Source organism: Sphingopyxis sp. 550A, from assembly GCF_053569535.1.
On record NZ_CM131615.1, the window covers coordinates 4,495,442 to 4,517,197 of the forward strand.

Consider the following 21,756-nt stretch of genomic DNA (forward strand, 5'->3'; position numbering starts at 1 on the left):
ATGGAGCGGGCGGGAAAGATCGCCAGCATCGCAGTGCTTGGCGGCCTGGCTCTGACGCTCGCGCTCGTCGCAACGTCGGACCCGCCCGCGCCTCGTGCGTCCGCTCCCCCGCAGATCTCCGGAGCGGACGCACGACCCGGACTCAAGGGCATATTGCGCCGCTGCCGAACGGTCACCGCCGCCGACGCCGAGTGCGAGGCGGCGTGGGAGGTGAAGCGCCGCCATTTCTTCGGCCAAGAGGAAGATAAGAAATGAACGATACGGGCGTAATCGACCAGTTCCTGTCGGTCTTCTCGACCTATATCGACAGCGGCTTCGGCCTGCTTGGCGGCGAGGTCGGCTTCCTGTCCTCGACCCTTATCGTCATCGATGTGACGATCGCGGCGCTCTTCTGGGCCTGGGGCGCCGACGAGGATGTGATCCAGCGCCTCGTCAAGAAGACACTCTACATCGGCGTCTTTGCCTTCATCATCGGCAATTTCCAGAGCCTCGCGACCATCATGCTCGAAAGCTTTGCCGGCCTCGGGCTCAAGGCAAGCGGCGGCGCCATGGCGATCGAGGACTTCATGCGTCCCGGCGTCGTCGCCGCGACAGGCCTCGATGCGGCGGAGCCGCTGCTCGACGCCAGCGCCGATCTTCTCGGGCCGGTCGGGCTCTTCACAAACTTCGTCCAGATCATGATCCTGCTGGTCGCCTGGGTGATCGTCGTCCTCGCCTTCTTCGTGCTTGCGGTGCAGGTCTTCGTGACGATCCTCGAATTCAAGCTGGTCACGCTCGCGGGGTTCGTCCTCATTCCCTTCGCATTCTTCGGACGCACCGCGTTCATGGCCGAGCGCGTGCTCGGCCACATCGTGTCGTCGGGCATCAAGGTCCTCGTTCTCGCCGTGATCACCGGCATCGGCACGACGCTCTTCGATCGCTTTCTCGACGCGGGCATCGGACCCGAGCCCGACATCGAACAGGCGATGGCGATCGCGCTCGGCGCGCTCACACTCCTCGGTCTCGGCATCTTCGGTCCCAGCATCGCCAATGGCATCGTGGCAGGCGGACCGCAGCTCGGAGCCGGCGCGGCAGCGGGAACGACGGTTGCGGCGGGCGCCACGCTCGCCGCCGGCGCCGCCGGAGCGACGCTCGCGGGAGGTGCAGCCGCGACCGCAGCGCGAGGCGCTGCCGCTGCCGGGGCCCGCGGCGCGGGGAGCGCAGCGGGCGCATATTCCTCTGGCGCGGCCGGAAAGAGCGGCGCGAGGGCGGTGGGCTCCGGCCTCGCCAACGTCGCGCGGACCGCCGCCGGCAGCGCATCGGCGCCGCTTCGCAGCGCCGCGGAGAAGATCCGGGCCAACTTTCAGGCCGGGCGTGACGGGCCCGCCGACAGTGCGGCGCCTGCGAAGGCGTCCGACGCGCCGCCGGCCTGGGCCGCCGCGATGCGCCGGCGCCAGATGGTGACCCAAGGTGCGACCATCGGCGCCCAGACCCTGAAGAGCGGCGACAGCCACGGCGGCGGCTCGGCCCCCGACATCAGCGAGAAGGACTGATCGATCATGTTCAAACGACCCACCAATCACTATGGCCGCGCGCCGGAACCGGTGACGCCCTATCAGCGCGCCGCGCAGGTCTGGGACGACCGCATCGGGTCCGCACGGGTGCAGGCGAAGAACTGGCGCCTCGCCTTCTTCGGCTCACTTCTCCTCTCGGGCGGTCTGGCTGGAGGCCTCATCTGGCACTCGGCGCGTGGCACGATCACGCCTTGGGTCGTCGAGGTCGACAAGGTCGGCGAAGCGCGCGCCGTTGCCCCGGCCGACGAGGACTATCAGCCGACCGATCCGCAGAGCGCGTTCCACCTCGCGCGCTTCATCGAACATGTCCGCTCGATCCCGGCCGATCCCGTCGTGCTTCGGAAGGACTGGCTCAGCGCCTACGACTTCACGACGGCTGCCGGAGCGCAGGCACTGAACGACTATGCGCGGAACAACGACCCCTTTGCCGAGGTCGGGAAGTTCCAGGTGGCGGTCGATGTCTCGAGCGTGATCCGGGCATCGAAAGACAGCTTCCGCATCGCCTGGGCCGAGCGGCGCTATCAGGATGGAAGCCTGATCGAGACGTCGCGCTGGTCGGCAATCCTCACCATCACCCATGTGCCTCCGCGCACGCCCGACGCGCTCCGCCGCAATCCGCTCGGAGTCTTTGTGTCCGCAATTTCGTGGTCGAAGGAGCTCAATCAATGATCCCCATTTCCCGTATCTCGTTGCTCGCCGGCGCCGCTGCGCTCGGGATGTCGTCGCCGGCCCTCGCCGCGGAGACTCGCGATGCGAAGCAAAGTGTCGGGCGCGCCAATGATGCCGCGCGCGTGCAGCCCGAGCGCGCGACCTTCCTGAATGCCATCCAGAAATATGCCTGGGCCGATGGCGCGCTGTTCCAGGTCTATACCGCGCCGGGGCAGGTCACGGACATCGTGCTGCAGGAAGGCGAGGAGCTTGTCGGCCCGGGGCCAGTGGCCGCCGGCGACACGGTGCGCTGGATCATCGGCGATACGGTGAGCGGCAGCGGTGCCGCGCGCCGCGTTCATATTTTGGTGAAACCAACCCGGCCCGACATCATGACGAATATCGTTATCAACACGAGCCGACGGACTTATCATCTCGAGCTGCGCGCGACGCCGGCGACATACATGGCTTCGGTTTCCTGGTCCTATCCGGAAGCCGAACTGATCGCGCTGCGCACCGCCGAGGCGGAACGCGAGCGGATCGCGCCCGTTGCCGCCGGTCTCGACCTTGCCGCGCTCAACTTCCGCTACCGGCTTTCGGGCGACAAGCCGGACTGGCGCCCGGTCCGCGTGTTCGACGACGGCCGGCAGATCTTCATCGAATTCGGCGACGGCATCGCAACAGGCGATATGCCTCCGCTGTTCGCCACTGGAGAGAAGGGCGAAGCCGAGCTTCTGAATTACCGCATCCACGGTCGTTACATGATCGTCGATCGGCTGTTCGAGCGCGGGGAGCTCCGCATGGGCGCCGGCCGTGCGGCCCGGCGCGTCATCATCGAACGCGCAGGACGCGTGCGGGGGCGCTCGTGAGCGCGCCGGAACGCGAGGAGGAGGCAGGTCTGGAGCCTGCCGCCGCGCCTCCTGCAGGAGCGGAGCCGTTTCGGCTTGGCGCCGAACCGCCGCAGGTGATGCGGCTGTCGCGCAAGGCCCTCGCGATCCTCGGCGGCGCCTCGGGCATCGCGATCGGCGGCGCGCTCCTCTATGCGTTGCAGCCGGCCAAGCCCAAGGTCGCTGAAAATCTCTATGACAGCGACCGACCGAACAAGTCGGAGCTCGTGACGGGCGCGCCGGGCGATTATGGCAAGATTCCGAAGCTCGGCGAGCCGCTTCCTGGGGATCTCGGCCGACCCATCCTCGCCGCGCGCGAAAATGGCGAGACCGTCCCGGTGCCCCCGATAGGCGCTGCGCCTGCGCCCGACCCTCGCGTTGCGGCGGCCGAGCAGGCCCGCGCTCGCGCCGCGCAGGAACGCGAAAGCGCGCGTTCCAGTCAGCTCTTTCTCGGCGGGGCGGCATCTGTAACCTCGGCCCTGCCCGTGCTTGGTGCCGCCTCGCCGCAGCCGCTCCCTCCAAATGCTTCAGCAAATTCAACGGCGGCGGAGAAGCGGTTAGGGTTTCTCGGCGGAAGCGAACGTCCCGCGGAGAACAGCGCGCGCATCGTCGAACCGTCGTCGCCCCATGTCGTGCAGGCGGGCAGCGTTATCCCGGCCGCGCTCATCACCGGCATCAGATCCGATCTTCCCGGCCAGATTACGGCGCAAGTGACCCAGAATGTCTATGACAGTCCCACCGGGCGCATCCTGCTCATCCCTCAGGGCGCCCGGCTGATTGGCGAATATGACAGCAAGATCGCCGACGGACAGAATAGGGTATTGCTGGCATGGGATCGGCTCATTCTGCCCGGCGGGCGCTCAATTACTCTCAATCGGCTGCCGGGAGCTGATACGGTCGGCATGGCCGGGCTTGCCGACCGGACCGATCGTCATTGGGGTCATATGCTGAAGGCTGCGCTTGTCTCGACGCTGCTCGGAGTCGGTGCCGAGATCGGGGCGAGCGACGACGATCGCCTCGTTCAAGCCGTGCGGCGCGGTACGCAAGATAGCTTGAACGATACCGGACGGCAGCTTGTCGATCGGCAGCTGCGCGTTCCTCCGACGATCACGATCCGCCCGGGATTCGCGCTGCGCGTCATCGTAACCCGCGACCTCATTCTTGAGCCTCGGGAAGGAGCCGGACGATGACAAAACTCAGACTGGGGCCCGTTGCCGACGAAAGGCCCGTGAAACTTACGATCGAACTTTCGGGACGGCTGTTCCGGGATTTGGCGGATTACGCATCCGCGCAAGCCAGCGACACGGGACTGGCAGAGCCGCTTTCGCCCGAGCGTATCGCTCCTCCCATCATCGAACGCTTCATCGCCAGCGACCGCGGCTTCGGGAAAATGCGCCGCAGGAACTGACGGACCTGTTGCGCGAGCGCAGGTCTGGCTGATCGCGGGCCGGCAGTTTGCTGGTAAGTGCGAACGAAAGGCCTTTCGAGAGCATCTTGGGAAAAGGCAGCTAGCGTCCCGCAACCGGTGGTCCCGCAGCTCCGTGGTTAGGCGTCGACGAGTTTCTCCACGACATCGTCAGCATCGACAGCCTAAACTCATCGGTCATAACGATACCACGCCCGGCGGGTTCTTCAAGCTGATCTGGTCGGACCGCGACCCGTCAAGTAGATGTGGCGGCAACCGGGAAAGCCGCCGACAACCATTGAGCGCTCCTCGGCTAAGGTCGCATCATCGTCGAAGGGGTGCTTGAGCGGCCACGAGACATTAGGGTGTCTTTTCATCCTCGCCGATCGATTGTTCGGAAATGACCTCCAGCACCGATTCGCCGCTTTTTTCGACGGAGAGAATGCGAAAGCGGCGGCGGTTCATCCGGCGCTGAATGCCATGGGCATTGCAGAATCGAATGACGAACATCCAGAATCCGCCGAGCGGTTCGAAGGGAGCGGCCCTGCCGGGGCTGGTTTCTTGGCTATTTGGTCAGGAGCAGACCGAGAAAATGACTGTCGGACCAGCCGCTCTTCCGGCCTGCTGCAAGTGCCATGACGTCGAGCTTCGCCTGACGCACGATGGTGAGCCGCTTCGACGGGATCACATAGAGCCTCTGGTCGCCCGCCCCAGCCGCGACCACCATATCGACTGGCAGGTCTGCCGCATGGACCGTGATATCGGTCGAACGCGTCACGGGATCGCTGGCCGGACTCGCACGCGGTAGCCACCAAGTCAGTCCATAAGCGGGATTGGCGGGGCTGCCCTTAAACAGCTCCGCCAAGGCAATTGGATCCACGAGGGGCTTGCCGTTCAGCTTACCGCCCGCCCGCACGAATTCGCCGATTTTCGCCCATTCGGACGCCGCCAGCACGAGACCCTGCGGCATCAGCGGCGCCCCGTCGGGGCCGTTTCGCCAATCGCCGACTTTTACCCCGAGCGGCGCGAGAAGTCGCCGCTCGATATAGAGGCGCGGATTGCCATCCTCGCCCATCGCTACGAGTTTGCGGCGCATGATCTCGCCGAATATCTGCATCGGCGCCGGGCCATATTGAAACTTGCTGCCCGGTGCGGCCGCGAGCGGCTGCTCTACTGAATCAAGATAGGATTGCGGTCGGCCGACCGCCGACGCCTGCCCGCTCGTCATCGACAGGAGCTGGCGAAGCGTCACCCCGGCCTTGGCCGGATCTCTCTTCCATTCAGCAAGCGTATCCGCCGCCCGCTCGTCGAGGGTCAGAAGGCCATCCTGGACCGCTGCGGCTGCCATCAATCCGACGAGGCTCTTTGTTCCCGACCAGAGTTCTTGCGGCTTGGCGACGTCGGCGCTGGAACAGCGGACCTTGCCGTCTTCGAGAACAAGAAGGGTGACGCCTGCATGGGCCTCGGAATAAGCGAGCGCCGCAGCGCAGCCGGGAAGCGAGGACGCTTCGGCAGCTGCGGGGGCTGCCGCAGCCGCAGCGGCGAAAAGAAAGATGGTGCGCTTCAAAATCATGCTCCCGTTTCTCAAGCTTGTCATTACAGATATTATCGATAATAATTTCAATCGCAATCATCGATTGCTCGTCCGTGCCGCCTGACTAGGATGCGCGGCGAGCAGAGGAGCCGAACGGAGAAAAATGACCGCGACGAAGATGGAAGAGAGCGACGCGCCGACCCAGGATCGCGTGATCGCGCGCCTGCTTACCGACGATATCGTCGAGTGGCGCATCCCGCCCGGCACATGGCTGCGCGAACGCGAGATCGCGTCGCGCTTCAACGTCAGCCATGCGCCGGTGCGCGAGGCGTTCCGGCACCTTGCGCGGATCGGCCTGGTCAAGGTCGTGCCGTGGCGCGGCACCTATGTGATCGATATCGACGAGCATGCGGCGAACGAGGTCTATGAGCTTTGGAAATCGCTGTTCGGCGTCGTCTGCCGCCTGGCGGCAGCGGAGATGTCCGACCGCGACGGGCGCGAACTCATGCACCGCCTCGTCGAATATAAGGACGTGACCCAGCGCACCGAGAACACCTTCGAGCATATCAAGGTATCGAATCAGATCGGCCGCTTCATCGCCAAGCGAAGCAACGCGCCGCTCGCGCTCGAATTGCTCGACCGGATCGCGCTGCTCGCGCGGTGGCAGCACAATGTCTACACCGACAGCTATATCGAGACGCATGGTAATGAAGCCGGCCGCCAGTCTGCGGTCCTTTATGAGGAGCTTTGCCGATACATCGTTGCCCGCGATGGCGACGCGGCCGATGCGGCGGCGCGCGATCTCATCGGGGTGACGCAGGCCAGCTTCGGGCGCGCGCTCGAGGAATATAAGGCCCGCCATGCCAAGCCCAAGCTCGGGCGTCGGCGCGCGAAACCCTCATGAAGCGTCCCGCGACCGATCGCCGAACGGTTCTCAAGGCCGGGCTTGCCGCCCCGATCGCTTTGCAGGCCAGCGGGGCGGCGGCTGACACCAAGGATGTGGCGATGTTCGGGCCCGAGCGACTTTTCGCGGATGTCAAGGCATATGCCGATGCGGGTAGCAAGCAGTCGGGCGGCGCAGGCGACCGATGGACCGCCGACTGGACCGCTAAGCGGCTTTCCGCCGCAGGGTTCACGGTTGAACGCCAATCTTTTGACGTGCCGTGGTTCGAAGCGGACATTTGCGAACTGGCGCTGGGCGACGTCAAGGTCGCGCTTCTTGCCCAGTCGCTTGTCGTTGAAACCGAGGAAGCCGGGCTCGAAGCGCCGTTGCGCCTCGCGGATGCCTCCGAGCGCCTCGACGGTACGATTGCGGTAGTGCGGCTGCCGCATCGTCGCTGGTCGACACTCGTCGACCGGGCGGTCCAGGCGCCGCTCGCGGACGCGCTCGCGCGCGGTGCGAGCGCCGTGATTCTCGTGACCACAGGCCCCTCGGGCGAAGCGCTTTTGCTCAATGCGCCCGCCGATCAGGCGGTATCGGACAAGCCGCTTGCCTTGCTTGCGCCGCGCCTCGCAGCGCCGGTCGTCGAAGCCGCCAGGCACGGCAGCCCTGCGAAGCTCACTCTTCGCGGGCGAGGCGGCACGCGCCGCGCAGAGAATGTCATTGGGCGCCACCTGCGCGCCGACCGCCCGTGGCTTGTGGTGTCTACCCCGCGCTCGGGTTGGACCGATTGCGCCGGCGAGCGTGGCCCGGGCATCGCGATCTGGCTTGCGCTCGCCGAATGGATGCCGCGTGTCTTCACGCAACACAGTCTGCTCTTTGTCTGCAACAGCGGCCATGAATATGAGAATCTCGGCGCCAGCCATATCGTCGAGACGATCGGTCCGCCCCCGGCCGAGACCGATATATGGCTGCATCTCGGGGCCAATGCCGCGACCCGCGACTATCAGGAATTGCCGGGGCGGCTCCTTCCTCTACCCAGCGCGGATTCGTACCGTTTTCTCATGACATCGCCAGAATTCGTCGAGCGTGCCCGCGGGATATTCAAGGGCCAGCCCGGCGCTGAAATGGCCTACCCCTCGTCCGAGGGGACTGCGGGCGAGCTCGCCGAGGTGATCAGCGCGGGCTATTCGCGTCACATTGGCATCTTCGGTGCGCATCGTCATCACCACGCCGCGACCGACATATTATCGACCGTCGCTGCCGAACCGCTTGCCGCTACGGCACGCGGCTTTCGCGACTTGCTGAGCGCGATCGTCCCTTCCCACCGCTGAATAGCCAGCCCGCGCGCACCTGTTTTTCCGGCTTGACTTGCTCGCCCTAATCCACAAAATTATCGATAATAATTGCAATAAGACGATGGGAGAGACTTTATGGGACGCCACGCGCATCTTCTGTTCTGCACGGCCGCCATCTGGGTGGCCGCATCGGAAACGCCGGCGCTCGCCCAGGACCGGGCGCCCGAGGCGCTCCCTTCCGACACGTCGGCCGACACAATTGACGACGGCGCGATCGTCGTCACCGCCCGGCGCCGCGAAGAGAGGCTTGCAGACGTGCCGACGGCCGCCTCGGTCATCGACGTCATGTCCCTCAACGATCGCGGTGGCGCGACGGGAAGCGGCGAACTGCTTGCGGACCAGCCCAGCGTCCGCTTCAACAATTTGAGTTCGACGATCACTTCCGAAATCTCGATCCGTGCGTCGTCGACCGCGCGCGCGACGAACGGCGACCCGAGCGTCGGCCTCTATCGCAACGGCGCCTATATCGCGGGCGGTCCGGTGGGCGGTCGCAACTTCACGCGGCTCGACCTGCTCGACATCGGTCGCGTCGAGGTGCTGCGCGGGACGCAGGGCGCGCTGTACGGTCGCAACGCGGTCGGCGGTGCGATCAATATCATCTCGGCCGAGCCCGAATTCGACCTCTCGGGCTGGGCAAGCGCGCGCTATGGCTTCGAGAACAACAGCTTCCAGACGCAGGGTGCGATCAATGTCCCCCTCGCCGATGGCCTGGCGATCCGCCTGAGCGGCGATCTCGTCGAGCAGGACAAGGGCTTCTTCTACAACCCGGACAATGACGTCTATTTCGACCAGCAGAAGGGGCACGGGCTGCGCGGCCAGATCCGGCTGAAGCGCGGGCCGGTTGATGCGATCATCACGGCCGAGACCCAGCGGCTGACGACGCCGACGATCCACTATCAGATTTTCATTCCGGCCGGCACCCCGGGCTTTCCGGGCGGCTATGTCCAAGATCGCTTCCGCTATCCCTGGAACACGGCGCCGCGTGCCAGTCAGGACGTGGACGGACTGCAGGCGCTCGTCCGGGTCGATCTGGGCGGCGCTGACCTGACGTCAACAACGTCCTTTCGCAAGCGCCGCTCGGAATATGATCTCGACAATGACGCGATCAGTCCCGCGGAACTGGCGCGCGCGCGGGCCGCAGGGCAGATCGGTGCGCTTACCCCGCTTGATCCGAACACGGCGTCCTACGTCATCGATACGACCGACAATTTCTCGCAGGACATTCATGTCAGCGGGGCGAGCGATCGCTTCACCTGGCTGGTCGGCGCCGAGATGCTGCTGCTTGACAGCGATTTTTCGGTGGCGACGACGCGCACACCAACGCTCGCCAATCCGTCGCCGGGCAATATCGCGCCCGCGCGGCTTCATTTCGAAAGCTATGCCGCATACGGCTCGCTCGGTTTGGACATCACCGACAGCCTCAACCTCACAGGGGAACTGCGCTTTACCCGCGACAGCCGGAGCATCTCGGCGCGGCTTTACGATCTTGGGACAGGCCTTCCGACCGGCGGGCCGTCGCGGATCATCGACGACAGCATCAACGCCGACAATCTCTCCTACAATGCGACGCTTTCGTACAAGCTGACGTCCAACGTCCTCGCCTATGGCAAGGTCGGCAGCAGCTACCGCGCCGGCGGGTTCAACACGCGCCTCTCCGATCCGCGCGCGCCTAGCCCCGTGCAGGTGCTTTTCGGCAACGAGAACAGCACGTCTTACGAAGTCGGCATCAAGGGCAGTCCGATCCGCCGCGGCTATTTCGCGATCGCGGGCTATTACACCGAGCTTGAAGACCTGATCGCACAGGTCGACGATGGCTGCGCGCTCACCAACGCAGCCTGCCCGGTCGCGGCGGTTGCCTATCTCACCAACGCGGGCGACGCAAAGAGTTGGGGGATCGAGGCCGAATATAGCCAAGGCTTCGACATTGGCGAAGGCAATGGCCGTCTCGCGCTCAGCGGCTCGCGGCAGGGCGGGGAGGTCAAGAGTGGCCGCTACGATGGGATCGATCTCGCGCAGGTTCCCGACTGGCTCGCCTCGGCCAACCTTAATCTGCGCTACCCGGTCACCAAGGACGTCGCGCTGACCGGCAATGTCCTCGTCAGCGGTCAATGGGGCGGAAAACAGGAGCTGACAGCGACGTCGGTCGACCTTGATGATTATGTCCTCGTCAATCTTCGAGTCGGTGTCGACTTCGGCAAGATCAGTGTCAGCGCCTTCGCTAACAACCTGTTCGACAATGTTTATTTCGTCGGGCAGGCGCCAACGATCAATCGGTACAGCCAACCCCGCGTTATCGGCGTCGAAGGACGCATTACTTTCTAGGTCGCTCGCCCGTCCGCGGGCCGCGGGCCGGGAAAGGAGGAAGGTGAAATGCGGCATTTGGTGATGACAGCACTGCTCAGTGTCGCGACGCTGCCTGGATCTGCACCCGTCGCGGCGGCAGATGTCGCTCCTGCCACGACGATTGCGCAGGGCCGCATGGCCGGTGCGCGTGATGCGGGCGTCGAGCGCTTTCTCAATATTCCCTTCGCCGCGCCGCCGATCGGCGCATTTCGTTGGCGCGCCCCGCAGGCGCCGCCACGCTGGAATGGGGTTCGCGATGCCTCGAAGCCCGGACCTGCCTGCCCGCAAACGGTGCGCCCCGCGCTCGTCGCGGGCGGGGTTGCCGAGCTTCAGTCGGAGGATTGCCTCCAGCTCAACATCTGGCGCCCGGCTGGCGCGCGTAAGCTCCCCGTCATGGTCTGGCTTCATGGCGGCGCGCATGTCATCGGCTCGGGTACCTTCCCGGCGTTCGACGGCACCGCCTTTGCGCGGCAAGGCGTCGTCCTCGTGACGATCAACTATCGGCTCGGCGCGCTCGGATATTTCGCGCATCCAGCATTGACCGCTGCAAAGCCGCGCGGCGAGGCTCTCGCCAATTATGGCCTGATGGACCAGCTGGCCGCGTTGCGATGGGTGCAAAGAAACATCGCGGCATTCGGCGGCGATCCCGAACAGGTGACCTTGTTCGGCGAGTCCGCTGGCGCGATCGGGGTCATGACTATTCTCGCGCAGCCGGAAGCCAAAGGCCTTTTTGCCCGCGCCATCCTTCAGTCGGGCGTCGGTCTTCTCGATCCACGCCCGCTTCGCGAACAGGAGGCGTTAGGCGTCGCCTTGACGGAGCGTGCCGGTGCACCGCCTTCGGCCTCGCTCGATGCGCTTCGTGCGCTTCGGGCTGACGCGCTCGTCGCTGCCGGGAACGCCCGGACGCCGGGTGCGATGACCGGTCCCATCCTCGACGGCGAACTAGTCCGCGAAGCACCGTGGCGGGTCTTTGCGCGCGGCGAACCGATCGACATCCCGCTTCTCGTCGGGGCAAATAGCAACGAAGCGAGCGTGATTTTGGCCATGGGCGTGCCGCCCGCTGCCGCACTCGCCTATCTTGGCCCTGATCAGGCCGCTGGCCGCGCAGCCTACGGTGCAGGGCTGGCCGATGACGAACGGGCGCGCCAGGTGCTGGGCGACGCTTGGTTCGTCGCCCCAGCGCGCTGGCTCGCGGCCCGGACGGCCGGCGGGGCGCCTTCCTATCTCTATCATTTCGACTATGTCGCAGCTGCGCGGCGCGACCGGGCAAAGGGCGCTGCGCACGGGTCTGAGATTCCCTATCTGTTTGGGACGCTCGACTATTTGGCGTCGGTCGCCGGCGCCGTTGATGACGAGGATCGCCACTTCAGCGAAGGTATTGCTGCCTGCTGGGTTGGCTTCGCCAAAACCGGCGTTCCCGCCTGCGCACTCGTGCGCGACTGGCCGCGTTACGATGCGGCGAGCGACCGTCTCGCAAAATTTGGGCCCCAATCCAGCGTCGTCGCCGGCTTTCGCAAGGCGCAACTCGACCATCTGCTAAAGGTTCATTTCGGGAACGGTCAGCTCAGGCCCTAGCCCGCTTGGACGTTCAAGGCCCTCCGTTTCGACGATGTGCAGTGAAGCCGGGAGAGAGAGAATGGCTGGAAGAGAAAAATGGATTTGGCTTGCCGCCGGTGCGGCATTAGCGGGCGCTGCGGCCTTTGCGGCGCAGGGCGGGTTCGGGGGCGGTGACGGCGGCGAGGCGCTTCCCATGGTGCAGCTTCCGCCAACGGCGCCAGCGGCGAAAGCGTCTGCCTCGGTGGCACCCGCGCCCGCGGCCGCTAGCCCTACTACCACCGTCGGCGGCTATACCTACGAGTGGACGGATTTGCAGGACGCGATCGATGCCGACACCGAGGTCGATAACGGCTATTTCATTGTCGGTAACGCTGCGGATCCGGACTATCTCTTCGCCTATGAGAAGGGCAGCTTCGATATTGATCGGGTAACCCCGCTGGCCTCGGCATCCAAATGGTTCGCCGGCGCGCTGGGGATGCGGATGGTGCAGGCCGGTATCGCGACGCTCGATGATCCGATGCGGCCGCCACTCGCCTTTTGGACGACGAGCGGGACGAAAAAGGACGTCAAACTCAAGCACGCGCTGTCGATGACGTCGGGGTTCAATGCGAGTCCGCTGGTCGGCGGCTGCCAGTTGCTGCCTGCTTATGAGCTCTACAATTGCGCAAAAAGCATCCACGATCTGCGTTATGACATTCTGCGCCCGGGTAACGCTCCCGGTGCTCAATTCAGCTATGGGCCGCACGGTCTTCAGGTCGCCGCAGCCTATCTCGAGGCGAAGGATACCAGTATCGCACCGGACACATCGCCATCACGACAGCGCAATTTTCACGAATTGTTCGCACAGCATGTGACGACCCCGCTCGGGATGACGAGCACGACCTGGTACGATCCGTCAGGAAGCGCCCCCTCGAACCCGTGGGTTGCGGGAGGCGCCTATTCGACGCCGCGTGACTATGCGAAGCTGTTGCGCGCATTACTTGGCGGCACCTTCATCATCGACATGACGAGCTTTACGCAGCAGCGCACCGCCGGTCTGCCTCGCGTTTTCGTCCCGGCAAGCGCTGAGAACTGGGAATATGCTCTTGGCTCCTTCGTCGAATGCGACACGCCGTCTGCCTGCGCGACGTCGAAGATCAATTCCTCACCGGGCGCCTATGGCTGGACCGGCTGGATCGATCGCGAGACCGGCTATTACGCTTTGATCGCAACAGAAATCTCTAGCGGCGGCGACCGCAAGGGCGTTGAGCTGGAGCAGGTCATGCAGGACCTGATCGAGAAAGCGATCGCGAAACGCACTCCGGCGCTCTGACTTCCTCCGGTCGGACGCAATCCTCCGACGCGGCGGTCATCACCGCCGCGTCGTCCTTTTGGTCCATTGAGATACGCGTCAAGCACCATGCGCCAGCCAAGGTGCGAAACCATCTCCGCTCTCTATTGCCGCTGTTCCCTTGGCTGATGCCCGGCCTGATAGAATCAGCGTAAGCGTGGTCAGGAAACCGCCATCGATTAGCTGTCGCGGGATTTAGCGTCGGCGTAGGCGGCTTTTCCCTGCGCCCTTCGCTTGGCGAGCTTTGCCATGCGTGCGCTGATCTCGTCGGGGCTGATATCGGCGGGGTCGAAGGGTCGGCCATACCATTCGATCATGGATTTGCGTTCGGGATGACGCGGCTTGGACATGGCCTCAAGGAACTCTTCGAACCCTGGTGTGCCACCGACATCTTCGGGCGGGGCTCGCCGTTCGCCATCGACGAAGCGGGGGTAATTGGTGCCGGGAATGGTGGATGAGATCTCTTCGATCTCGATACGATGTCGCCAGTTGTCGCCGAAATCATAGGTGTAGGTGAAGCTGGTTATGCCGCGCTCGACGAGCTTGTTGATGCGCATATGGGCGGCGTCGCGGGTGCGGACCATGAAAGCATCGTCATCATCGAAGCGGATGCCATAGGCGGCATCGCCAATGTCGAACTGGAACAGATGGTAGTTCTCGAAGAGCATGCAGGCCTGGATCGCGAGGTGCAGGGTCTTGAGGCTGTTGGTGACGGGAAGTTCGACACGGCGCCAGATGGCGGGCTTCATGTCTTCGAGCGTTATGCGAATCCGTGCGATCTGGTCGGTCATGCCGCCATGCTGACGGGTGCGCTTTGCGCTGTCCAGTTCCACGGCATGAGCTCGTCCCAGCGGGAGGCGGGCCAGCCCGATGCGATCTTCTCGATGACATCGGCGATATAGGCCTGCGGCTCGACGCCGTTGAGCTTGGCTGTCTCGATGACCGAGTAGGTGGCAGCGGCGCGTTCGCCGCCAGCCTTCGATCCGGCGAACAGCCAGTTCTTGCGGCCGATCGCGATGGCGCGGATCGCGCGCTCGGCGATATTGTTGTCGATCTCCGCGATGCCGTCATCGATGTAGCGGGTGAGCGCATCCCAACGCTTGCGGCCATAGGCAAGCGCCTTCGCCATCGCCGACTTGGGCGACAGACGACGCAGGGCGTCGTCGATCGCGCCGCGAAGCGCATCGATCTGCGGCCTGGCTTGCTCCTGTCGTTGTCGGCGCCGGATATCGGGCGGCTGGCCGCGCACATCCTCTTCGATCCGGTAGAGCCCGGCGATACGTGTCAGCAGGTCGGTGGTAAGCGGCGTCGGGCTCGTCTGGTGGCACTCGAAGATCTTGCGGCGAAAGTGTGCCCAGCAGGCGACCTCGCGGATGCGGTTGCCTTCATAGAGCTTCTCATATCCGGCATAGCCGTCGGCCTGGAGAAGGCCGGTGAACGATCTGAGCTCGCTCTGCGGATGGATGCCGCTGCGATCAGGGGTGAACCGATACCAGGCGAGTGCCGGGGTTGCGGCGCCCGATGCGCGATCATCGACGACATAGGCCCAGAGCCGTGCCTGCGCGGTGCGGCCCTTGCCGGGCACGAGCATCGGCACCGGCGTGTCGTCAGTGTGCAGCTTGGCGGCCTTCAGCCCTTCTTCGCGGATGCGGCTGACGATCGGGTCGAGCAGATGCGCGGCCTGGCCCGCCCAGCCGGCGAGGGTGGAGCGATCGATGTCGATACCCTGCGCTGCCATCATCTCTGCCTGGCGGTAAAGCGGGAGATGATGATCGAACTTGTTCACGACGACATGGGCGAGCGTGGCAAAGCTCGCCTTACCGCGTGCTATCGCCTTCGCTGGCGCCGGTGCCTGGACGATCTTCTCACAGGCGCGGCAGCTATACTTGGGCCGCACGGTGCGGATAACGCGCCACTGGACCGGGGCAATATCGAGCTGCTCGTCGCTGTCGTCGCCAAGCGGGCGCAGTGCGCCGCCGCAATCGGGACAGGTGCAGTTGCCGGCCTCGGGCTCGATCCGCCGTTCGGCGCGCGGCAGATGATCGGGCAGAGCGCGCACCGGCGAGGGTCGCTCGGCGGGTGCTCTGTCGGCGGTACGGCTATCCGCGACCTCGGCTTCGCCTTCGAGCTCCTCGAGGGCGAGCTCGAGTTGCTCGATCTGCAGCGCGAGCTTCTCCGACGACTGGCCGAAGGTCATGCGGCGAAGCTGCGCAAGCTGGTGACGGAGGGTATCGATCAGCGTGTCGCGGGCCGCGAGAGCGGCTTCGAGCTCGGCGATCCGGGCGTCCTTGTCGATGATGGAAGAGGCTGGTTCCGACACCCCGGATGCCTAGCAAAACAGGCTCCGCAATGCCAGTAAAACTAACGATAATCCGCCGCTTTTTACCCTGCGAGCAAGGGTGCCGCGGTGCGTTCGGGACGCCGCCAGTCGATGCCTTCGAGCAGCATCGAAAGCTGCGCCGCGGTGAGGCTGACCTTGCCCGCCTTGGTGATCGGCCAGACGAACCGGCCACGGTCCATGCGCTTCGAGAAGAGGCACAGGCCCTGGCCATCATACCAGAGCAGCTTGACCAGATCGCCGCGCTTGCCGCGGAACGCGAACAGCGCGCCCGAGTGCGGACTCTTCTCCAGCACCTGCTGCACTAGCACCGCGAGGCCGTCGAACCCCTTGCGCATATCGGTGGCGCCGCAGGCCAGATATATCCGTGTCGTCGGCGGTAACGGGATCATCGGGCAAGGACGGACATCACCCGGGCCAGCGCATCGGCATCGACCGCCGCGTCGACGGTGAGCCGCACGCCTGACGGCAGCTCGATCCCGATCTGGCCGCTGCCTGCCGTTGCCGGGGCCGGAACGGACACCTCCACCTCGGCGAACGAGGGTGCCGGCGTGCGCTTCGCTCCCGTCAGATCGCCAGCCAGGGCCTGTCGGCGCCACGTATAGAGCAGCCCGCTGCCGACCGCGTGCCGCTGGCATGTCGCCGAGACCGAGCCGTCGGGGCCAAATGCCTCGCGCAGGATCGACAGCTTCTGATCCACCGACCAACGGCGACGGCCGCCAACGACCGCGATCCGACTGCTCATACGATCACTCATATGACCAGTCACAAGAGCACTCGCTCCCGCCGCTCCGATATCCTCGCTCATCACCGCTCCTCGCAAAGAGCGGCTATCAGCACCCCGGAACGCCGTCCCGCAAGGCGGCCTTCACACCACGGTTACGAATCAGCCCAGATGGCCCCCTGCGCAAGTTTGGGCCGCGGCTTTGCCGCGGTGACTGCGGCCTGTGGCGGGGCGACAGTCAAGCGGGAGGTCGAGTATGCGGGTAATTCGCCAGATCAAAGTTTCAGCTTATGATCAGTTTTTTGGTGGGGACGTTCAAGTATTGCGCACTGTGCACATCCTATTTGGGCTCCGCATGAGCAAGGCGAAATATGCCCGCAGTGTGCCGCCGCATGAGTGTGGTGAGGGATCGTCGCGCGTACCCACAAACTTCGAGCAAAATTCAGCGCACGGCACGCAAGAGTCTCTCCATGATGTCTCGATCAAAAGGCGGCCGCAGCCCATCGGCTCAATTCCTCGGTCATAGCCGCTTGACGACGGGCGGCGCGCGCGCTTGGAGTCGGCCATGGCCCGGTCGCGGAAATCACCCCTGCTGATCGCCGCCGCGCGCCAACGCCGGCGGCTGCGCGAGAGCGAAGCCGCGTTCATCCTGCTCGCCGCGCTGGCGGGGCTGGCGGCGGGGGTGCTCACCAATATCCAGCAATTTCTGGCGCACGGCATTCAGCAGCTTCTTTACGGGGTCACGATCAACCGGCTGAGCGCGCTAGGCGAGATCCATCATCCGTGGAAGCTGGTCGCGCTGCCCATCGGCGGCCTTCTGCTCGTTCTGCTCGCGCGCGGACTGCGCAACCGCAAGCGCGTGCCCGTCGACATCGTCGAGGCGAACGCGCTGCATGGCGGACGCATTCCCTTTGCAGACAATCTGGTGATCGCGTCGCAGACGATCATCTCGAACGGCGCCGGCGCATCGGTGGGGCTCGAGGCCGCCTATGCGCAGATGGGCGGCGGCTTCGCCTCGCAGCTCGGCCAATGGTTCGCGCTGCGTCGCAACGATCTGCGCACGCTGGTCGGCGCGGGGGCGGGCGGGGCGATCGGCGCGGCCTTCGGCGCCCCGCTGACCGGCGCCTTCTATGCGTTCGAGATCGTCATCGGCAATTATACCCCCGCCGCGATCGCCCCGGTGATGGTCGCGGCACTATCGGCGGTGTTCGTCAGCCGCGCGCTCGGGGTCGATCCCTATCTGATCGCGACGACCGTCGACCGTGCCTTTTCGACCGCCGATTATCTTGCCTATGCGCTGCTCGGGCTGGTCGCCGCGCTGTTCGGTATCCTCATCATGCGGCTCGTCACCTTCGCCGAAATCCGCGTTCAGGGATGGCAGCGGATTGCGGGCTGGCGGCCGCTGATCGGCGGCTTGCTGCTGATCCCGCTGGCGCTGGTGTCGCCGCAGACGCTGTCGGCGGGGCATGGCGCGCTGCACCTCGATCTGATGCTGCGCCCGGCACTGTCCTTCCTTGCCATCGTGCTGCTGCTCAAGATCGCGGCGTCGGTCGTGTCGCTCAGCTTCGGCTTTCGCGGCGGGCTGTTCTTTGCCTCGCTGTTCCTGGGTTCGCTGATCGGGCAGATTTTTGCGGGGCTCGTCAACATGAGTCCGCTCGGCATCGCACTCGATCCCAACGACGCGGCGCTGGTCGGCATGGCGGCGCTCAGCGTCTCGGTCGTCGGCGGGCCGATGACGCTCGCGGTGCTGATGCTTGAGACGACGCATGATTTCGCGCTGATGGGCGTGGTGCTGACCGCGACCTTGGTATCGAGCGCGCTCACTCGCGAATGGTTCGGCTATAGCTTCTCGACCTGGCGCCTGCATCTGCGCGGCTCGAAAATCCGCAGCCCGCGCGACGTCGGCCGGTTGTTGACGCTGACTGCCGGACGGATCATGCGCACCGACTGGACCGCGGTCCCCGCCGACATGACCGTCGCCGATTTCCGCCGGCGCGTACCGCTCGGTTCGACGGCCAAGGCGGTGTTGGCCGATGCCGAAGGGCGCTATGGCGGGATCGTGGTGACGGCGTCGGCCTATCACCCCGACCTACCGGCCGATGCGACGCTCGGGGAAATCGCTACCCAGACCGACAGGGTGCTGCGCCCGGTGACCGCAATCGAGGAAATTATCGCTGCCTTCGATGCGGCCGCAGCCGATGAACTGGTTGTGGTCGACGGACTGGAGCATGTGCTCGGGGTCGTTACCGAGCGATACGCGCGCCGCCGCTATTTCGAGGCGCTCGAGAAGGCGCAGAAGGATTTGTTCGGCGAAAGTTGACCCTGTATTGCGGTATACGGTCCGCCGAGGCGAGGGCGAACCGCGTCAGCTTGTCGGGCGCTTGCGCGCGGTGTTTGCATCTGGCCTGACGACGCAACGAAACCCGATGTGCGATGTCGAGGTATCGATCATTTCCGGATGACGCGCCGCCGGACGATATCGCTGGCAATAATTTTCGGCGCACAGATGCGAGCCGCCCTTCAAAACCTTGCGGCCGATCCTGATGTCCGGAAACAGCGGATCCAGACTCTCGCGCAGCGTGCCGCCGCGGGGGTTGCGAGGAGAGCAGCATGGCGAGCTGGGCGGCGCTGCCTCCCTAAGCACCGACCACCAATCCTGAGTCCACTCCCAGACATTGCCGATGAGGTCGTAGATACCATAAGGGTTGGCTGGGAAGGCCCCGACCGGCGAAGTTCGTTCCCACCCGTCCGCGCAAAAATTCTCGGACGGGAAGCGGCCCTGCCAGTAATTTGCCATTATCCGGCCCGCCGGTGTCAGCTCGTCCCCCCAGGCGTAATCCGCATCGTTCAAGCCGCCGCGTGCGGCAAACTCGAATTCGGCTTCGGTCGGCAGTGACTTCCCGGCCCAGCGAGCATAGGCAGCCGCATCGCCATAGGCGATGTGCACGACCGGATGCTCCTCGATCCCCTCGATCGTCGACCCCGGGCCATAAGGCCGACTCCAGCAGGCTCCGGGCGTGTAAATCCACCAGCTCTCAGGCCGGGCAAGGTCCACCACCGGCCCCGGTCTTTGGAATAAGGTCGAGCCTGGCTCGGCCATGCCTGGCATCATGCCAGGATAGAGTTTCGGATCGGGAACCGTCTCGGCGAGCGAAACATATCCGGTTGCCGCGACGAATTCGGCGAATGCAGCATTGGTCACGGGTGTCCGGTCCATCCAGAAGGGATCGACCGTAACGCGGCGAATGGGCGCTTCCTCGGGATAGAATTTCTCCGAGCCCATCGCGAAGGTTCCGCCGTCAAGCCGGACCATCGCAGACAGCCTCTCGTGACTTGTCGCATATTTGCGGCGGGCCGTCGTTTGCCGCTGAAAGCGGTGGCTCATATACTCACTCCTGCCGCACCCGCTTATTGCCGCTCTGGCCGCACGATGTCGATGAGCGGAAGGATGTCCATCTCGAGATGAAGGCATGAATCGACGAGGACGGCAAGCTCGCCGAGAGCAAGGGCCCCCCAGCCCTCGCCATCCAGACCATGCAGAACGAGACAGAGCCAGTCTCCGTCCGACCGGGCGAATGCCTCGATCTGCCGCTGCGCCGAGGCCGCTACGCCGTCCGGCCCGAACGCGATGCAATCGATGGGCCGCTTCGCGGCGACCCCCGCCCGGCGATTGATGCCGCCGCCGCCGGTTGCAAGGCGGACGCCCGCCACGCGGGCTCCGACCCAGTCTAGCAGTGCAGGCGGGAGTGAGAGGTACGGCGTGTGGAAAATGGAAGTCGCCGGATCGAACCCCGGGAGTTCCGCCTCGAACATTTCGAACATCCGTTCGAGCGAGCGACAGGCTTGCTCGAATGGCATGTCCGACAGCCGCTCATGCGCCCAGCCATGCGGCGCGACATCGTGCCCGCTGGCGAGCCAGCGGCGCCACAGAGGCCAGTCGACGAAGACGCCGCCCCGGTGCGCGCTATCGTTCGAATTGGCGGGCGATGCCATGGCGCAGAAGGTCGCGCGAAGCCCGCGCGCCTCGAACAGGTCGGCAGTCTTGCGACTGGATTCGAGGAAGCCGTCATCGAAGCAGAAGCTCACCGTCTTGCGCGTCACACGAGAGCCTCGTAGAAATTTTTCGTCCAGACATGATGGCGGCGAATTTCGTCGATTGCTCCTTCGGAGAGGGGGCCGGCCTCGACGGCGTTGATAGCCGCTTCCACCTGGGCAGGTCCTGCAAGACCCAGCGTCATGCTGGACACTGCGGAATCCGACAGGGCGAACCGGATGGCGAGATCGGCGAGCGACGCAGCCTCGCCGGGCAAGAAGCGTTGCATGAGCCGCGTCACTCGCCGCCGGTATTCGGCGGTCGGCGCGTGTTTGAGAAACGGGCGACCGGCGAATTCCGAATCCGCAAGAGGAACCGCGAGACCGCCGCTGTCCAGCACACAGCGCGCGATCACGCCGACACCGCGGCTCGCTGCGCGCGGCAAAAGCGAATTCATTGGACGCGATTCGAACAGGTTCAATATGATCTGCACGCCGTCGATCCGGTCGGTGCCGAGCACCTCCAGCAAGGCGTCATGCTCGTGATCCTGGCCGCTGATCGCGATCCTGTCGATCTTGCCCTGTCGCCTTAGGTCGCAGAGCGCCTCGATCCATTCATGTTCGTGTGTCCATCGATAATGCCATTGATGGAGATGAACGATGTCGAGTCGTTCGGTTCCGAGCGTCTTCAGACTGGCTTCGACCGAGGCTATAATGTCCGCGCGGGCGTAATAATCGGCGATCGGACCGCCAAATCGAAATCCTTCCCGATTTGCCGGAGCGAGCTTCGTTGAAATGATCGGCTTGTCGCCCCGCCATTGCTCGAGGGTGCGCGCCACGATTTCTTCGGACTGATGATAGACGCGTGCCGTGTCGATAAGATTTACGCCGCGTTCGAGGGCGAGGAGCAGGGACCGGGACACACCGTGATGAAGGCCTGGGTCGTGTGCGATTCCCATCGCCCCGAACGCCAAAACGCTGACCATCGGGCCTTCGCTGCCATATCTGCGGAATTGCATCGTTGCTCCATTGGTGGAAAGAGCGCGCTTAGCGCAGGGGCCGGACATCTATAGGCAGCCGGTTCAAGAAATCTATAAATTATTGCCGCGCAGGAGCGCGCGCCGGGATGCGGTCGTCACGACTCTCCAATAACTTGCTATTTATCAA

The 21,756-nt window shown here is 64.7% G+C and carries 21 protein-coding genes; 12 read left to right on the forward strand and 9 right to left on the reverse strand.

Annotated features, from left to right (window positions below):
* Genes trbK-alt through ACVENA_RS21840 form a run of 6 tightly spaced genes read left to right on the forward strand, consistent with a single transcriptional unit; the run spans window position 1 to window position 4,496 of the window.
* Window positions 1–255, forward strand: a complete 255-nt coding sequence (gene trbK-alt, locus ACVENA_RS21815; protein WP_449327044.1) for a putative entry exclusion protein TrbK-alt — start codon at window positions 1–3, stop codon at window positions 253–255.
* On the forward strand, window positions 252–1,532 hold the full coding sequence (trbL, locus tag ACVENA_RS21820) for a P-type conjugative transfer protein TrbL (RefSeq protein ID WP_449327045.1): 1,281 nt from the start codon (window positions 252–254) through the stop codon (window positions 1,530–1,532). The genes trbK-alt and trbL overlap by 4 nt, the downstream gene beginning before the upstream one ends.
* Window positions 1,533–1,538: 6 nt before the next feature.
* Entirely contained in the window at window positions 1,539–2,222 is a 684-nt protein-coding gene (trbF, locus tag ACVENA_RS21825; RefSeq protein WP_449327046.1) for a conjugal transfer protein TrbF, read from the forward strand.
* Complete coding sequence (gene trbG / locus ACVENA_RS21830; RefSeq protein WP_449327047.1) at window positions 2,219–3,070, forward strand: P-type conjugative transfer protein TrbG; 852 nt, start codon at window positions 2,219–2,221, stop codon at window positions 3,068–3,070. Before trbF ends, trbG begins: the two co-directional genes overlap by 4 nt.
* On the forward strand, window positions 3,067–4,278 hold the full coding sequence (locus ACVENA_RS21835; protein WP_449327048.1) for a TrbI/VirB10 family protein: 1,212 nt from the start codon (window positions 3,067–3,069) through the stop codon (window positions 4,276–4,278). Before trbG ends, ACVENA_RS21835 begins: the two co-directional genes overlap by 4 nt.
* On the forward strand, window positions 4,275–4,496 hold the full coding sequence (locus tag ACVENA_RS21840) for a DUF2274 domain-containing protein (protein WP_449327049.1): 222 nt from the start codon (window positions 4,275–4,277) through the stop codon (window positions 4,494–4,496). The genes ACVENA_RS21835 and ACVENA_RS21840 overlap by 4 nt, the downstream gene beginning before the upstream one ends.
* Before the next feature lie 357 nt (window positions 4,497–4,853).
* On the opposite strand, the gene ACVENA_RS21845 is transcribed toward ACVENA_RS21840, so the two are convergent.
* The gene (locus tag ACVENA_RS21845; RefSeq protein WP_449327050.1) at window positions 4,854–5,003 is read right to left on the reverse strand and encodes a hypothetical protein; all 150 of its coding nucleotides are present in this window, start codon (window positions 5,001–5,003) and stop codon (window positions 4,854–4,856) included.
* Between the two features lie 55 nt (window positions 5,004–5,058).
* Window positions 5,059–6,066, reverse strand: a complete 1,008-nt coding sequence (locus ACVENA_RS21850) for a serine hydrolase domain-containing protein (protein ID WP_449327051.1) — start codon at window positions 6,064–6,066, stop codon at window positions 5,059–5,061.
* Between the two features lie 124 nt (window positions 6,067–6,190).
* Here ACVENA_RS21850 and ACVENA_RS21855 point away from each other — a divergent pair, with 124 nt between their 5' ends.
* The 5 genes from ACVENA_RS21855 (at window position 6,191) to ACVENA_RS21875 (ending at window position 13,477) form a co-directional block, all read left to right on the forward strand.
* Window positions 6,191–6,931, forward strand: a complete 741-nt coding sequence (locus ACVENA_RS21855) for a GntR family transcriptional regulator (protein WP_449327052.1) — start codon at window positions 6,191–6,193, stop codon at window positions 6,929–6,931.
* Window positions 6,928–8,241, forward strand: a complete 1,314-nt coding sequence (locus tag ACVENA_RS21860) for a hypothetical protein (protein WP_449327053.1) — start codon at window positions 6,928–6,930, stop codon at window positions 8,239–8,241. Before ACVENA_RS21855 ends, ACVENA_RS21860 begins: the two co-directional genes overlap by 4 nt.
* A 99-nt stretch (window positions 8,242–8,340) precedes the next feature.
* The gene (locus ACVENA_RS21865; protein ID WP_449327054.1) at window positions 8,341–10,587 is read left to right on the forward strand and encodes a TonB-dependent receptor; all 2,247 of its coding nucleotides are present in this window, start codon (window positions 8,341–8,343) and stop codon (window positions 10,585–10,587) included.
* Window positions 10,588–10,650: 63 nt separating this feature from the next.
* The gene (locus tag ACVENA_RS21870) at window positions 10,651–12,183 is read left to right on the forward strand and encodes a carboxylesterase/lipase family protein (RefSeq protein ID WP_449327055.1); all 1,533 of its coding nucleotides are present in this window, start codon (window positions 10,651–10,653) and stop codon (window positions 12,181–12,183) included.
* 61 nt (window positions 12,184–12,244) lie between these two features.
* Window positions 12,245–13,477, forward strand: coding sequence for a serine hydrolase domain-containing protein (locus tag ACVENA_RS21875; protein WP_449327056.1), 1,233 nt, complete (start codon window positions 12,245–12,247; stop codon window positions 13,475–13,477).
* Window positions 13,478–13,674: 197 nt separating this feature from the next.
* On the opposite strand, the gene ACVENA_RS21880 is transcribed toward ACVENA_RS21875, so the two are convergent.
* From ACVENA_RS21880 to tnpA, 4 genes are all read right to left on the reverse strand, one after another.
* Entirely contained in the window at window positions 13,675–14,286 is a 612-nt protein-coding gene (locus ACVENA_RS21880; protein WP_037513771.1) for a plasmid pRiA4b ORF-3 family protein, read from the reverse strand.
* Window positions 14,283–15,815, reverse strand: coding sequence for an IS66 family transposase (tnpC, locus tag ACVENA_RS21885; protein WP_449326736.1), 1,533 nt, complete (start codon window positions 15,813–15,815; stop codon window positions 14,283–14,285). Before tnpC ends, ACVENA_RS21880 begins: the two co-directional genes overlap by 4 nt.
* Before the next feature lie 62 nt (window positions 15,816–15,877).
* The gene (gene tnpB / locus ACVENA_RS21890) at window positions 15,878–16,225 is read right to left on the reverse strand and encodes an IS66 family insertion sequence element accessory protein TnpB (protein ID WP_006963110.1); all 348 of its coding nucleotides are present in this window, start codon (window positions 16,223–16,225) and stop codon (window positions 15,878–15,880) included.
* Window positions 16,222–16,578, reverse strand: coding sequence for an IS66-like element accessory protein TnpA (gene tnpA / locus ACVENA_RS21895; RefSeq protein WP_052182212.1), 357 nt, complete (start codon window positions 16,576–16,578; stop codon window positions 16,222–16,224). Before tnpA ends, tnpB begins: the two co-directional genes overlap by 4 nt.
* Before the next feature lie 544 nt (window positions 16,579–17,122).
* On the opposite strand from tnpA, the gene ACVENA_RS21900 reads away from it, so the two are divergent.
* A complete protein-coding gene (locus ACVENA_RS21900; protein ID WP_449327057.1) occupies window positions 17,123–18,877 on the forward strand; it encodes a chloride channel protein in 1,755 nt (584 codons plus the stop codon).
* A 45-nt stretch (window positions 18,878–18,922) separates the two neighbouring features.
* Here ACVENA_RS21900 and ACVENA_RS21905 read toward each other — a convergent pair whose 3' ends face one another.
* The 3 genes from ACVENA_RS21905 to ACVENA_RS21915 form a co-directional block, all read right to left on the reverse strand.
* Window positions 18,923–19,870, reverse strand: a complete 948-nt coding sequence (locus tag ACVENA_RS21905) for a formylglycine-generating enzyme family protein (protein WP_449327058.1) — start codon at window positions 19,868–19,870, stop codon at window positions 18,923–18,925.
* A 95-nt stretch (window positions 19,871–19,965) separates the two neighbouring features.
* Complete coding sequence (locus tag ACVENA_RS21910) at window positions 19,966–20,658, reverse strand: polysaccharide deacetylase family protein (RefSeq protein ID WP_449327059.1); 693 nt, start codon at window positions 20,656–20,658, stop codon at window positions 19,966–19,968.
* Window positions 20,655–21,608, reverse strand: a complete 954-nt coding sequence (locus ACVENA_RS21915; RefSeq protein WP_449327060.1) for an aldo/keto reductase — start codon at window positions 21,606–21,608, stop codon at window positions 20,655–20,657. The genes ACVENA_RS21910 and ACVENA_RS21915 overlap by 4 nt, the downstream gene beginning before the upstream one ends.
* Between the last annotated feature and the right edge of the window lie 148 nt (window positions 21,609–21,756).